The following is a 12,956-nucleotide window of genomic DNA, read 5'->3' as shown; positions in this document are numbered from 1 at the left end:
GATAATCTTGAAGGCGTGCTGGAGGAAATCCGGCAGGCAGTGCTGGCGAGCAAAGAGGATCAACCCCTCACCGAGCGCGACTAGTTCGCTTCGCTCTCAAGTCTTGCTTGCCTCTCCCTCCGGGAGAGGATGGACGAGCCAGCATCACTGGGAAAACATTGTCGAGCTATGGGACCAAATACAGGTCCCGGCAGATGTTTTTAAATCGATCGTCATGCCAGCGCAGGCTGGCATCCAACCCGCCTGTGTGAGTCTCGCTGCCCTCGGTTTAGACCCCAGCCTTCGCTGGGGTGACATTTGCGGGGATTGCCGCTCTCTAAACCGCCATCGACATATACATGGCCGCAGCCAGTCCAAAGCCTCTCGGATCACCCAGCAGGCCGGATTCCATCTTGTTCATGACATAGGAAAAGCACAGGCGGGCGTCCTGATCGATGATCACCGACGATCCGCCATAGCCGCCCCAGAAAGCGGTGTTGCTATTGGGGCTGATCGGGGTGGACGCGCTGTTCAGGCCATAGCCCATGCCGAAGGTCAGCGGTATACCCAGTACCAGATCGGTGCCTTCGCTCTGTTTCTCGAAAATCCTTCTGGTGCCGGCTTCCGACATGATCGTCTTGCCGAACGCCTGGCCGCCGTTGGCCATCGCGGTCTGGGCGCGGACGATGCTGCGGGCGTTGCCCTGGCCGTTGGCTGCGGGGATTTCCGCGGCGCGCCAGATCCGCTTTCTCGGTTCGGTGGCATCGACGCCGGGATTGGCAAAGCTGCGGCTGGCGATCGAGTCGGGAGCGGGCGAAGGACCGCTTGCCGGCGGAACGAGATTGCCGATCCGCACATCAAGCGCTTCATCCGCACCGATATGGAAATCGGCACCGGTCGGTTCGGCAATTTCCTGACGGAAGAAATTGCCGATCGTCTGACCGGTCACCCGGCGGACGATTTCGCCGATCAGATGGCCCTGGGTGATGGCGTGATAGCCCGACTGCGTGCCCGGTTCCCACCACGGTTGCTGTTTCGCCAGAGCGGTGGTCATCCATTCCCAGTCGTAGAGCGCATCGCCCTCGACCTTCTCGTCCATCCCGGAGAGGCCGGCATTATGGCTCAGAAAATGCCGGACTTCGATGTCTTCTTTGCCATTTTGGGCAAATTCCGGCCAATATTTGCTGGCTTTTGCGTATAAATCGACATCGCCGCGATCGGCGAGCAGCAGCAGTGACATCGCCGCCATCGTCTTGGTGCTCGACCAGACGTTGACCAGCGTATTTTCCTGCCATGGCTGGGCGCGCGCCTCGTCGAGATGGCCGCCCCACAGGTCGACAACAATTTCGCCGTCCAGCGTGATCGCAACCGATGCGCCGAGATCGCCATGTTCGCTGAAATTCTTCTCGAAGGCCGTTTTGACCGCTGCAAAGCGGGGATCGCACGTGCCGTGAATCGGGGCTGTCACTATTCTCTCCCTTTGGACTTTAACTGTTTGATTAACAGCTTGCGGTCGTGAGTCCAATGTCTTTAATGCGCGTCCCGATCGTTGCCGGACCAATAGTCTGCGAATTATTTGGGCGAATTTTCAATCACTTCCGGATTTTCAGCCATTCTCTTATTGTAAAGACCATTATAAGATATATCTTAATAACATCTTAGATATAAAGAAAGATTAGAAAATGAGACATGGAATGAAATTTGGACCCGGTGGGTCAGGCCGCGGTCGAGGCCGCGGAAGAGGCGGACCGCCTGGCGAGAAATTCGCCCGGGCGTTCGCACAGGCGGCTTTTGAAGGCGGCAAGGGCAGGAGACGCGCGCGGATGTTCCGGCGCGGCGAACTGAAGCTCCTGACGTTGCACCTGATTGCCGAGGAACCGCGGCACGGCTATGATCTGATCCGCCAGATCGAGGAACTGACCGGCGGCCATTATGCGCCCAGTCCGGGCATCGTCTATCCGGCGCTGACCCTGATGGCTGAAATGGACCTGATCGCCGAAACGATTGATGGTGACGGCAAGAAAATCTATTCGATCACCGACGAGGGTTCCGCCCGATTGGCCGAGGACAAAGCGCAGATTGCCGAGATTCTCGCACGGCTGGAAGGCGTGTCGAAAATGGGCGAGGCCAGTGATGGTGCATCCATCCGCCGCGCCGTTCACAATCTGAAAAGCGCCGTCCGTATCCGGCTGGCCGACGAAGAAAAAGGATCGGACAAGATCCTCGAGGTGGCCGCAATCATAGATGAAGCGGCCGGGAAGATCGAGCGATTGAAATAGCAATTCCTCGCGGCATTTTCTCCAGTAGAAATATTCAAATATGACCTAAATAAGAGTGATATAATTGGGATATTTAGGAATTTGTCTTAGATATATCGATTGGCTGCCGGTGGCGGAAAAGATGCTTCCATATCTTCCATTCAGGGGCGCCGGCAATCGGCTGTAGGAGCGGGATTTTCGGCTAGCCGAAAATCCCGAACAACACGACTGCAAGGATCGTACCGATGACCGGAATGATCACCGTCAGCGCTCCCACGGCACCATAGGCATCCTTGTGCGTTTCCCCGCAAACCGCGCGGATGGTGGTCACAACATAGCCGTTATGCGGCAGGCTATCGAGCGCGCCGGAGGAGATGGCGACAACGCGGTGAAGCTCGTCGGGTTGGGCACCGCTATCGATATAATGGGGGGCGATCAGCGGCAAGGCGATCGACTGGCCACCCGACGCCGAGCCGGTAAGGCCGGCGATCACGGTGACGGCAACAGCCGCGCCGATCAGCGGGCTGCCCGGGATATTCTGTACCATGACCAGCGCGTCCTGAAAGGCTGGCGATAGTTTGGCAACCGACCCGAAGCCAACCACCGCACAGGTGTTGGTAATCGCCACCACCGCGCTCGTTGCGCCGCGCGAAAAGGCCTCCGGCATCGATCCCATCTTCTGGTAGCCGACGATCAGCGCGACCACCGCGCCCGATCCCAGCGCCGCCACCAGCGCCCATTTGTCGAGCGATTGCTGCGGCAGAATCGCCGACAGCGGACCCATATCTTGGGGATATTGGAAAATCAGGAAGATCGCGAGCACCGCCACCAGCGGCAGGATGCAGAGCAGAGGCGCAGGCAGATTGCTATAGTCGCTATTCTGGTCATCCGTTTCGCGGCCGACGAAATGCTCGCCCCTGGCGACCGCACGCTTGACCATATGGTTGAGCCAATATTGTCCGGTCACTGCCATGAACAGCGCGATCACCAGACTGACCTGCCAGCCGGCATAAGCGGTGGTCCCGAGATATTCCATCGGGATCAGATTCTGGATTTCCGGGCTGCCGGCGCTGGTCATGGTGAAGGTCACCGACCCGAAGGCCAAGGCGGCAGGGATGAAGCGTCTCGGCAGGTCCGCCTCGCGAAACAGATGGACGGCGAGCGAATAGACGCTGAACGACACGATGAACACGCTGACCCCGCCATAGGTGAGGATCGCGCAGGCAGCGACCACAGCGAGCACCGCATGTTTGATCCCGATCTTTTCGATCACCCAGTGGGCTACACTGGCCGCTGCTCCGCTGGCACCCATGATCTCGCCGAATATCGCGCCAAGCAGGAACATGAAAAACCAGCTTTGGAAGAAGCCGACAAAACCTTCCATATAAGCGGTGGCGAAATCGGGCGCGCCGGCTGCGGCGAGCGGCGGCAGCCAGGCGATGCCGCTGCTGAACGCGACAATTGCGGCGGCCACCGGCCCGGCGATCAGGATATTCACCCCGCGCACCGTCATCCAGATAAGCAGCGCAAGTCCGCCAATAAGTCCGATTGCCGATAGCATGAATGTCCCCCCCGAGCCTTTATTCCGTCCTATTGGCAGAGGCCAAGCCCGGGGTGCAACTGCTAAATCCGCTATCCTGCCTCGTGCAGGAATGATCGGGTCAAATCACCTGTGCCCGATTTTCATCGCGATGCTTTTTCAGATATTTCATGAATGGGGTGCCTCCGGTTCCGACTTCGGTATCATTGCCTTTGCCGCTCACCGCCTGCTTGTTGATATAGCTGGCGGCATATTCCAGATGCCGTGTCCGGAACCGCGCCACCTGCTCGATACTGGCGTTGAAAGCCTGTTTGAGTGCGGCATCGCCACTGGCAATTGCAAATTCACGCAATTTGCTCTGTTCGCGCAGATCTTCGATGAAACGGCGATGCTGGATCGGGCGATAGGCATGCAGTTCGTCGAGGAATGTCCGCAACGGGTCATTTTCGTGGCTGACCTGAAACAGCGCATCCATGCTCGGAACGATCGAGCTTTGCGATCCGGTCTGGCCACGGAAAGCCTGACCCTTGCCTTCATATTTCTCGACGCCTTCATAGATCAGGCCATCGGGAAGAGCCGGATTATTCGCCCAGCCGTGGATATAGGGCCGGACCCGTTGATAATAGATATAGGGATCGCAGCGATCGGGCATCCGGTCGAATATCGCGTTCACTTTATCCCAATGAGCGATCATATTGTCGAGCAGCGTCGTTGCTCTGCTGACTTCATTTGCTTTGGCGGCGTCCACCAGTTTGCATGCAAGGTCGAGAAGAGGGGCCGCGGCGGCCTCGATCGCTACATGAATCAGAACAAACCAGTTTTCATCCGCCCCACCGTAAAAATTTTGCACCATGTAGACATTGTCCAGATCAATCGGACCTTCGCGATCCAGCCGTGCCCAATTGTCGAGCACATAGCCGCTATAGGGCAGCAATGGTGCCTGATCGAGACGGTCGGCGAGGGCCACAATCGGACGGGCCAGATTGGCGGGCAGCGCCTTCGGCGGCTCGCTTTCTCCCCAGACATGGGCCTGGACCAGAAAGGAATAGCGGACCATCGCCACGCGGACGTGCTCTTCCGGTGCGTTGGCCGCCCACTCCGCGAGATCAAGCGTGGGCAATTGTGCCAGCCAGCGGCGCACACGACCGGTGGTCATGAGGCCGGACAAATTCTCCGCCGCCGCAACGATCGGGTCAAAAATTTCCGGAAGGTCGATATCGATAATTTCGAAATGCGAGAGAAATCCGCGCGATGCGGACATGCTATAATCTGACAATTTCATAGGATCACCATTGGCGCAAGCGCGGGTTGGGCCGCTTGCTCAATAGCAGGATGGTATCAAATGAAATCAGGTTCGGCAAACCGAATTTTACTGGCGATTGTCATCCCGGCCTGTCGCATGGCTGACGCGCTTCGCCCTGTAATCATCATCTATTCAGGAACCATCGACCGGCAGCGGTGTTTATGCATAACCGGGGCGGATATTAAGGAGTATGACGATGAACAAGCTTGCAAGTAAACTGGCGTTGGCTGGAACGGTTGCGATCAGCCTCTCGGCCTGTGCCGAGAATTATGCTGTCGAAGGCGCTGGTGCGGGTGCTGCCGCCGGCGCTGCAATTGGTGCGATTACCGGTGGTGACATTGTGGAAGGTGCCGCGATCGGCGCCGCAGCCGGTGCAGCTGGCGGTTATTTTATCGACAAGAACGACGGGTGTGACGGTTATGACCGCAACGGACGCCTGGACGATGATTGCTATGGGACGCGCGGATATCCTAAAGATCCCAGATAAGCGGGTAGAGACTCGGGCCGCCGCCGGGTTTCACTAGCCTAGCAGCGTGCCTTGGGGTAACGCGCGCGGATGACTAGCGCGCGTCCCCGTCTGCAAGAACAACATCCGTGGCGGCACGAACTGCGCGCCACGCTTTCACTTGCCTGGCCGCTGATCCTGTCCAACCTGACCATGGCGCTGATCGGGGCGACCGACGTGCTTATGCTCGGCTGGCTCGGTGCCCGCGAACTGGCCGGGGCGACGCTTGGTTTCAATTTGGCGATGAGCGGCGCGATTTTCTGCATGGGGCTGATCACCGCCTCTGCGCCGATGATGGCAACCGAAATCGGCCGGATGCAACATAGCGTCCGCGACTTGCGGCGGACTTTCCGGCAGGCGCTTTGGACCGCTGTTACGGTTGTTGTGCCTTTCTGGCTATTGCTCTGGAACACAGAAGATATCCTGCTGTTGGTCGGTCAGCAGCCGGACCTCGCTGAAATCGCCGGTATCTATATCAGCGCCTATATGTGGTCGATCCTGCCATTTTTGTTTTTCCTCATCCTGCGAAATTTTATTTCGGCGCTGGAACAGCCGTTGTGGGCGCTGGTCATCAGCGTCATCGGCGTTCTGGCCAATGCGTTGTTCAACTACGCGCTCATCTTCGGGAAATTTGGTGTGCCGGAATTTGGCGTGGTTGGCGCGGGCATTGGCAGTGTGATGACCAATGTGCTGATGTTTTGCGGATTGGCAATTGTCGTCATGTGCCATTCGCGTTTTCGCCGCTATCACCTGTTTGGCCGGTTCTGGCGGAGCGACTGGCAACGGTATCGTGCGATGTGGAAACTGGGCTTGCCAATTGCGATCACCATGGGGTTTGAAGGGTCGGTGTTCGGAATCGCGGCTCTGCTCATGGGGCTGATCAGTGCAGAATCCGTTGCGGCCCATGCGATCGCGCTGCAACTCGCATCGCTGACCTTCATGGTGCCGATGGGGCTGGGACAGGCGGCAACCGTACGTGTCGGCATCCAATATGGCCGCAAGGATCATGCCGCAATCAAGCGGGCCGGCTGGGTCAGTTTCGTCCTTGGAACAACGTTCATGGCGGCAATGGCGCTGGTCTTTGTCCTTGCTCCCGACCTGCTGATTTCAATGTTCATCGATGAAAGCGCGCCCGGTAATGCCGAGGTCGCCGCACTGGCTGTCAGCTTCCTTGCCATTGCAGCGATTTTTCAGATCGTCGACGGCGCTCAGGTAGTCGGGGCAGGTATGTTGCGCGGATTGCACGATACTACCGTACCAATGCTGTTCGCGCTGATGGGATATTGGTTCATCGGTATCGGTCTGGGCGCCAGCCTTGCTTTCTGGCGCGGCTGGGAAGGAGTCGGAATATGGACCGGCCTGGCGGGAGGGCTGGGTGTTGTCGCTGTGTTGATGCTGGCCCGCTGGATGATGCGCGGCAAACTGGGGTTACTTCCCTAGGCTGCCAACGGTATCAGGGCCAGATGATCGGTCGCAAACCCGTATTTTTCCCTTAGGACAATTGCGTATGTCTGTTGTGTCAGCGGCCCGCTAGTCGCCGCTGAGACAAGCCGGATGGCACAGCATACAGGGACTAATATTATGAAATACGGGCTGAAAATCGCCGTTGCAACCCTAGCAATACTGGGAATGAGTGGTTCGGCTAATGCCGGTTCCAACGACGGTAAAATCCAGGTCAAGGCCATGGCGACGCTGGTCGCACCCGATGGCAAGATCACATCAATCGAACTGGATAATATCGGGTTGCCTGCGGGCACTCAAACCGAGGCGGATGACAATTTCGTACCGACAATCGCCGCCGAATATTTTTTCACCCCGAATTTTTCGGTCGAGACGATCTGCTGCGTGACACAGCATGATGTGACCGGAACCGGACCTCTTGATGGGGCAGGGCTGGTGGCGGATGCGAATATCATCCCGGCCACTCTGACCGCGAAATATCATTTCGGCGACGGCAGCGGCTTCAAGCCCTATGTCGGTGCCGGGCCAACCTATTTCATCTTCGTCGACGAGAAGGCCGGCAGCACGGCGCAGGCGCTCGGTGCCACCCGGCAAAAAATGAACGACAAGGTCGGTTTCGCCCTGCAGGCGGGATTTGATCTGCCCCTTGATGACAAGGGGCTGGGCCTCAGTGTTGATGCCAAACGCTATTTTGTGACAACCACGGCGCGCTGGTATGCCGACCAGACGGAAATATTGCGGACCCGGCACAAGATCGATCCCTGGGTAATCAGCGCCGGCATCGCCTATCGTTTCTAGTCGACAGCAAATCAACAATGGTCCGGCAGCATCGCTTCCGGACCATTTGCATGATTGTCAGCTGGGCGGCCTAGAAAGGCAATAATCCCTGATAGTCTGCGATGCGATAGCCATTTTTCAAACGGGCTCCCCGTCTCAGCAGAAAATAATGGCTCACGATCTCGGCCTGCTGTTCAATGCCGAACTCGGCAAAGCCTTTTCCGTCCTGCAACCGATAGTCATAACGGCAGAACGGATGGCGCGCGAGGGGCAGGAAGATGCCTTGCTGATGCTGCCAGACATGGACCATTTCGTGGATGAAAAGCGCCTGGACAGTCTGCGACGATCCACAAAAATCGTCGCAGAACAGATTGCTTTTCGGATGAAACCAGAGATTGCCGTCCGGCGCCATGGTGACGCGTGGATTCTGGAACAACCACCATTTGCGATTATAGACTGTGACCTGATCATAGTCGATTGCCTGCCCGAAAACCGACTGGCAGAGCGTAATTTCAGAGCGGGTTAAGGCACGGCCAGTCACCGGCTTGCCTTATTATTCAGCGGCTGGAGCAGCGTCGCCGACCTTTTTGATCACGGCATCGATTTTGATGCGATCATCATTGGAATAGATCAATGTCATGTTGAGCAAACCGCGTTTCTTTGAACCTTCGCCGATTCCCCAGATCATCAAATGTTTGCCGCCCGGTTCAAGCTTTACGGTTTCTCCTGCCGGAATCGCGATCGACTTAAGCTTGGTCATGCTCATCACACCATCGTCTTCGGTCGTTTCGTGCATCTCCATGCGCAGCACGTCGTCGGATGTGACACCGACCAGCGAAACGTCCACCCGGCCACCATGAAGATTCATATAGCCGGCGGAGGGATTGCCTTCGACGGGAGAAAGGTTGACCACTGCGTTATCAGCATAGAGTATGTCACCCTGTCCGCAGGAGACCAGAAAGAGGGATGTCGATGCGGCAAGCATGGTGGCGATCTTGTTCATTATGATACCTCGTTAAATCGGTGCAAATCCAATCTGACATGGTTGTTTTGCATTGATTTTTCAAATGTAGGCCGTCCGATGCCTTGTGCCAAGAAAAATGCCACCTATATCGAATTGCGAAGCCGTACCGGTGCCATTTGACAAGGGCTGGGCGGCAATTTTGCTAATGTTAGAAAATTGAATGAGGGATTTATGGGTAAAGTTATCGGAATTGATCTGGGCACCACCAACAGCTGTGTTGCCGTTATGGACGGCGGCAAGCCGAAGGTTATTGAAAATTCAGAAGGCGCGCGGACCACGCCGTCTGTTGTTGCATTCACCAAGGATGGCGAGCGCCTGATTGGGCAGCCGGCCAAGCGTCAGGCTGTCACCAATCCGGAAAGCACGATTTTTGCCGTGAAGCGCCTTATCGGTCGCCGGTTCGATGATCCATTGACGAAGAAAGACATGGAGCTCGTCCCTTACGAGATCGTCAAGGGCAGCAATGGTGATGCCTGGGTCAAAGCCGGTGGCGAAGACTATAGCCCGTCACAGATTTCTGCCTATACGCTGCAGAAAATGAAAGAGACAGCCGAAGGTTATCTCGGAGAAACGGTGACCCAGGCGGTTATCACGGTTCCGGCCTATTTCAACGACGCCCAGCGTCAGGCAACCAAAGATGCTGGCAAGATTGCTGGCCTTGAAGTGCTGCGTATCATCAATGAGCCAACCGCTGCGGCGCTGGCTTATGGCCTCGACAAGAATGACGGCAAAACCATTGCCGTTTACGACCTCGGTGGCGGTACGTTCGATATTTCGATCCTCGAAATCGGCGATGGTGTTTTCGAAGTGAAATCCACCAACGGCGACACGTTCCTCGGTGGTGAAGATTTTGATGCCAAGCTGGTCGAGTTTCTCGCCGCTGACTTCAAGAAAGCCGAAAGCATTGACCTGACCAAGGACAAGCTTGCGTTGCAGCGCCTCAAGGAAGCTGCTGAAAAAGCGAAGATCGAGCTTTCCAGCGCCCAGACGACCGAAGTCAACCTGCCGTTCATCACCGCGGACCAGAACGGTCCGAAGCATCTGGTCAAATCGATCAGCCGCTCCGATCTCGAGAAGCTGGTGGGCGATCTCGTCAAGCGCACGCTCGAACCATGCAAGAAGGCTCTGAAAGATGCCGGCGTTGAAGCCAGCGAGATCGACGATGTCGTGATGGTTGGTGGTATGACCCGCATGCCGTTGGTGCGCGAAACCGTGCAGAAATTCTTTGGCAAGGAGCCGCATACCGGTGTGAACCCGGACGAAGTTGTGGCCATGGGTGCTGCTATTCAGGCAGGCGTTCTGCAGGGCGACGTAAAAGACGTACTGCTGCTCGACGTGACACCATTGTCGCTGGGTATCGAAACTCTTGGCGGTGTCTTCACGCGCATGATCGACCGCAACACCACGATCCCGACGAAAAAATCGCAGGTCTACTCGACCGCTGATGACAATCAGCAGGCGGTGACGATCCGCGTGTTCCAGGGCGAGCGTGAAATGGCGGCGGATAACAAGATGCTCGGACAGTTTGATCTGGTCGGTATCCCGCCTGCGCCGCGTGGCGTTCCGCAGATCGATGTGACTTTCGACATTGATGCCAATGGCATCGTCAACGTGTCCGCGAAAGACAAGGGCACGGGCAAGGAGCAGCAGATCAAGATCCAGGCTTCCGGCGGTCTGAGCGATAGCGATATCGACCAGATGGTTCAGGATGCCGAGAAATTTGCGGAAGAAGACAAGAAGCGGCGTGCCGAGGCGGAAGCCAAGAACAACGCGGAAAGTCTTGTCCATACCACAGAGAAACAGCTCGAAGAGCATGGCGACAAGATTGACGCTGATCTGAAAGGCCAGATCGAAGCGGCGCTCAAGGAAACCAAGGAAGCCATCGAATCTGGCGATCCCGATGCGATGACGGCCAAGTCCGAAGCGCTGGCACAGGTATCCATGCAAATGGGTCAGAAAATCTATGAAGCCGAGCAGGCTGCTGGCGGTGACGCCGGTGATGCTGCTGCCGCAGATGCGGCGGCCAAGGCCGATGATGATGTCGTTGATGCCGAATTCTCGGAAGTAGACGACTCTGATGACGACAAGAAAGACGATGCCAAAGCGGCTGAGTAACAATTAGAACGTCGCTCCTTATTGTGCGGGAACCGCTGGACAGAAATGCCAGCGGTTCCGGCTTTTTTCGGGGCGACGATCTTTCCGCTTTGGGGGAAGCATGAGTATGGCATCCGAAACAGATTATTATGAGCAATTGAACGTCTCGCGTGACTGCGATGGCGCGACGCTCAAGTCATCCTATCGCAAGCTGGCGATGAAATGGCACCCGGACAAGAACCCGGGCGATGCAGAAGCAGAAGCGAAGTTCAAGTCAATCAGCGAAGCCTATGATGTATTGAAAGATCCGCAGAAGCGCGCGGCCTATGACCGCTATGGTCATGCGGCCTTCACCAATGGCGGCGGCAATAATGCCGGCGGCGGTGGGTTTGGCGGCGCGGCCTTCAATGACATCGGCGATATTTTTGAAACCATTTTCGGTGGTGGTGCGGGTGGTGGCTTTGGCGGCCAGCAGCAACACCGCGGCCCGGCCCGTGGTGCGGACCTGCGCTATGACATGGAAATCTCGCTCGAGGATGCTTTTCATGGCAAGCAAACCCAAATAGAAATCGACGTTTCGGTAAGCTGTGACGAATGTGACGGTTCCGGCGCCGAACCGGGGACTGGTGTTCAACGCTGCCCGACCTGTCAAGGTCATGGCAAAGTCCGGGCGCAGCAAGGATTTTTCGTTGTTGAACGCACCTGCGCCAGTTGCCAGGGCCGGGGTGAAGTCATTGAAAGCCCTTGCCATGTCTGTCGCGGCGAAGGCCGGGTCGACCAACCGCAGGTCTTGGATGTCGAAATTCCTGCAGGCGTTGATACTGGCACACGGATCCGTCTCAGCGGCAAAGGCGAGGCCGGTGCGCGGGGTGCTCCGGCAGGCGATCTCTATATTTTCATCCATCTGATGCGGCACAATATTTTTGAGCGTGAAGGGACAACTCTATTCACCCGTGCCCCGATCAGCTTCACTCTTGCCGCGCTGGGCGGTGAAATCACCATTCCCGGTCTGGACGGCGAGAAGCATGAAATCCGAATTCCGGCCGGTATCCAGAGCGGCAAGCAAATCCGCCAGCGTGGTGCGGGCATGCCGGTCCTTCAAGGGCGTGGCAGTGGCGATATGGTGGTCCAGATCGAAGTCGAAACGCCGACCAAGCTTTCCAAGCAGCAGCGGCAAATCCTGCGTGATTTTCAGGCAACCGAAACTGGTGATGAAACGCCCAATTCGACCGGCTTTTTCGGGAAATTGAAAGACGCCTGGGAAGATTTGACCGAGTAAGGTCGCGCGTTTTGTGCAGCCATAAATGTGCGGCGTCCGGAATTGCTAGTCGGAGGCTGGGCTATGCCGATTGCCTTTTTGTTCCGGCGGCGAAGAGAGATGCGTTTCCGATGGCTGACCTGCCGCAAAAATATCGCGTGTTTGGTCCATTATAGTTCCGACATTCGCGAACCCTGTCTTGGTCAGGGACAAATTGTCACAGGCAATATTGAAGGAATTCTGAGATGACCCTTCATAGGCACAAATGATATTATCGGCCAAAAGGACTTTTAAATATCGCACCACCTGACGAAGGCTGATTTCAAGATTTCTGGAAATTTCAGCGGCGTCTATCGGGAACTCATTAATTTCGCGGCTATATATCAATAATATTATATCCCAGAACTTGGTCGAAAAATGCTGTTCGCCAAATAGTTTTCCTCGATTATTTCGTACGATAACTATTTGATCAATATCATTTTTATTATGGGTGCAAATGTTTGGGAATATTCGTTCTAAGTCAGAAAGCATGATGTTCAATTCATAAAATTTGGGGGCTTCATATAGGACACCATTATGATGTCTATGCCATCTGAACACACGTCACGCCCTTGCGTGACAATGCTGAAAAGCTCATTCGTCTGCCATTTTCCGGCTATTGGCTCCAGTTCGGAGTTTCTGGCATTTTTTTCCTATCCCGAACTTCCGCTTCGACTATAATGCTTTTTTTAATGTCATATTCTGCGGCTAGCGTCAG

Annotated in this window: 12 protein-coding genes; 6 read left to right on the top strand and 6 right to left on the bottom strand. The window is 56.0% G+C overall.

Annotated features, from left to right (window positions below):
• Positions 1-316: 316 nt before the first annotated feature.
• A complete protein-coding gene (locus ACN0VD_RS10890; RefSeq protein ID WP_417594112.1) occupies positions 317-1,447 on the bottom strand; it encodes a serine hydrolase domain-containing protein in 1,131 nt (376 codons plus the stop codon).
• A gap of 226 nt (positions 1,448-1,673) precedes the next feature.
• Between ACN0VD_RS10890 and ACN0VD_RS10885 the strand changes: the two genes are divergently transcribed.
• Positions 1,674-2,258 carry a PadR family transcriptional regulator gene (locus tag ACN0VD_RS10885; protein ID WP_417594110.1) on the top strand — a complete coding sequence of 195 codons (585 nt, stop codon included), beginning with the start codon at positions 1,674-1,676 and terminating at the stop codon, positions 2,256-2,258.
• Between the two features lie 181 nt (positions 2,259-2,439).
• Here the strand turns inward: ACN0VD_RS10885 and ACN0VD_RS10880 are convergent, their stop codons facing one another.
• A complete protein-coding gene (locus tag ACN0VD_RS10880) occupies positions 2,440-3,798 on the bottom strand; it encodes a GntP family permease (protein ID WP_417594108.1) in 1,359 nt (452 codons plus the stop codon).
• A gap of 100 nt (positions 3,799-3,898) precedes the next feature.
• A complete protein-coding gene (locus ACN0VD_RS10875; protein ID WP_417594106.1) occupies positions 3,899-5,059 on the bottom strand; it encodes an indoleamine 2,3-dioxygenase in 1,161 nt (386 codons plus the stop codon).
• Between the two features lie 217 nt (positions 5,060-5,276).
• On the opposite strand from ACN0VD_RS10875, the gene ACN0VD_RS10870 reads away from it, so the two are divergent.
• The 3 genes from ACN0VD_RS10870 (at position 5,277) to ACN0VD_RS10860 (ending at position 7,844) form a co-directional block, all read left to right on the top strand.
• Positions 5,277-5,567, top strand: coding sequence for a YMGG-like glycine zipper-containing protein (locus ACN0VD_RS10870; protein WP_417594104.1), 291 nt, complete (start codon positions 5,277-5,279; stop codon positions 5,565-5,567).
• A gap of 69 nt (positions 5,568-5,636) precedes the next feature.
• Positions 5,637-7,025 carry an MATE family efflux transporter gene (locus ACN0VD_RS10865; protein ID WP_417594102.1) on the top strand — a complete coding sequence of 463 codons (1,389 nt, stop codon included), beginning with the start codon at positions 5,637-5,639 and terminating at the stop codon, positions 7,023-7,025.
• A 141-nt stretch (positions 7,026-7,166) separates the two neighbouring features.
• The gene (locus tag ACN0VD_RS10860) at positions 7,167-7,844 is read left to right on the top strand and encodes an OmpW/AlkL family protein (RefSeq protein ID WP_417594100.1); all 678 of its coding nucleotides are present in this window, start codon (positions 7,167-7,169) and stop codon (positions 7,842-7,844) included.
• 70 nt (positions 7,845-7,914) lie between these two features.
• On the opposite strand, the gene ACN0VD_RS10855 is transcribed toward ACN0VD_RS10860, so the two are convergent.
• Positions 7,915-8,364, bottom strand: a complete 450-nt coding sequence (locus ACN0VD_RS10855) for a vgr related protein (RefSeq protein ID WP_417594099.1) — start codon at positions 8,362-8,364, stop codon at positions 7,915-7,917.
• Between the two features lie 12 nt (positions 8,365-8,376).
• A complete protein-coding gene (locus tag ACN0VD_RS10850) occupies positions 8,377-8,826 on the bottom strand; it encodes a copper chaperone PCu(A)C (RefSeq protein ID WP_417594097.1) in 450 nt (149 codons plus the stop codon).
• Between the two features lie 192 nt (positions 8,827-9,018).
• On the opposite strand from ACN0VD_RS10850, the gene dnaK reads away from it, so the two are divergent.
• Both dnaK and dnaJ read left to right on the top strand, forming a co-directional pair.
• A complete protein-coding gene (gene dnaK / locus ACN0VD_RS10845) occupies positions 9,019-10,962 on the top strand; it encodes a molecular chaperone DnaK (protein ID WP_417594095.1) in 1,944 nt (647 codons plus the stop codon).
• 106 nt (positions 10,963-11,068) lie between these two features.
• Positions 11,069-12,220: a molecular chaperone DnaJ gene (dnaJ, locus tag ACN0VD_RS10840; protein WP_417594093.1), complete on the top strand. Its 1,152-nt coding sequence runs from the start codon at positions 11,069-11,071 to the stop codon at positions 12,218-12,220.
• A gap of 45 nt (positions 12,221-12,265) precedes the next feature.
• On the opposite strand, the gene ACN0VD_RS10835 is transcribed toward dnaJ, so the two are convergent.
• Positions 12,266-12,799, bottom strand: a complete 534-nt coding sequence (locus tag ACN0VD_RS10835; RefSeq protein WP_417594091.1) for a hypothetical protein — start codon at positions 12,797-12,799, stop codon at positions 12,266-12,268.
• Positions 12,800-12,956 lie beyond the last annotated feature (157 nt).

Source organism: Parasphingorhabdus sp. (genome assembly GCF_048267785.1).
GTDB lineage: Bacteria > Pseudomonadota > Alphaproteobacteria > Sphingomonadales > Sphingomonadaceae > Parasphingorhabdus.
The sequence above is the reverse complement of the archived record's forward strand: the minus strand, read 5'-3'. Positions and strand labels throughout refer to the sequence as shown.

Bases quoted from the DNA above. Each gene is read 5' to 3' on its own strand.
- ACN0VD_RS10885 (WP_417594110.1), top strand. From the start codon at position 1,674: ATGAAATTTGGACCCGGTGGGTCAGGCCGCGGTCGAGGCCGCGGAAGA.
- ACN0VD_RS10880 (WP_417594108.1), bottom strand. From the start codon at position 3,798: ATGCTATCGGCAATCGGACTTATTGGCGGACTTGCGCTGCTTATCTGG.
- ACN0VD_RS10875 (WP_417594106.1), bottom strand. From the start codon at position 5,059: ATGAAATTGTCAGATTATAGCATGTCCGCATCGCGCGGATTTCTCTCG.
- ACN0VD_RS10870 (WP_417594104.1), top strand. From the start codon at position 5,277: ATGAACAAGCTTGCAAGTAAACTGGCGTTGGCTGGAACGGTTGCGATC.
- ACN0VD_RS10865 (WP_417594102.1), top strand. From the start codon at position 5,637: ATGACTAGCGCGCGTCCCCGTCTGCAAGAACAACATCCGTGGCGGCAC.
- ACN0VD_RS10860 (WP_417594100.1), top strand. From the start codon at position 7,167: ATGAAATACGGGCTGAAAATCGCCGTTGCAACCCTAGCAATACTGGGA.
- ACN0VD_RS10850 (WP_417594097.1), bottom strand. From the start codon at position 8,826: ATGAACAAGATCGCCACCATGCTTGCCGCATCGACATCCCTCTTTCTG.
- dnaK (WP_417594095.1), top strand. From the start codon at position 9,019: ATGGGTAAAGTTATCGGAATTGATCTGGGCACCACCAACAGCTGTGTT.
- dnaJ (WP_417594093.1), top strand. From the start codon at position 11,069: ATGGCATCCGAAACAGATTATTATGAGCAATTGAACGTCTCGCGTGAC.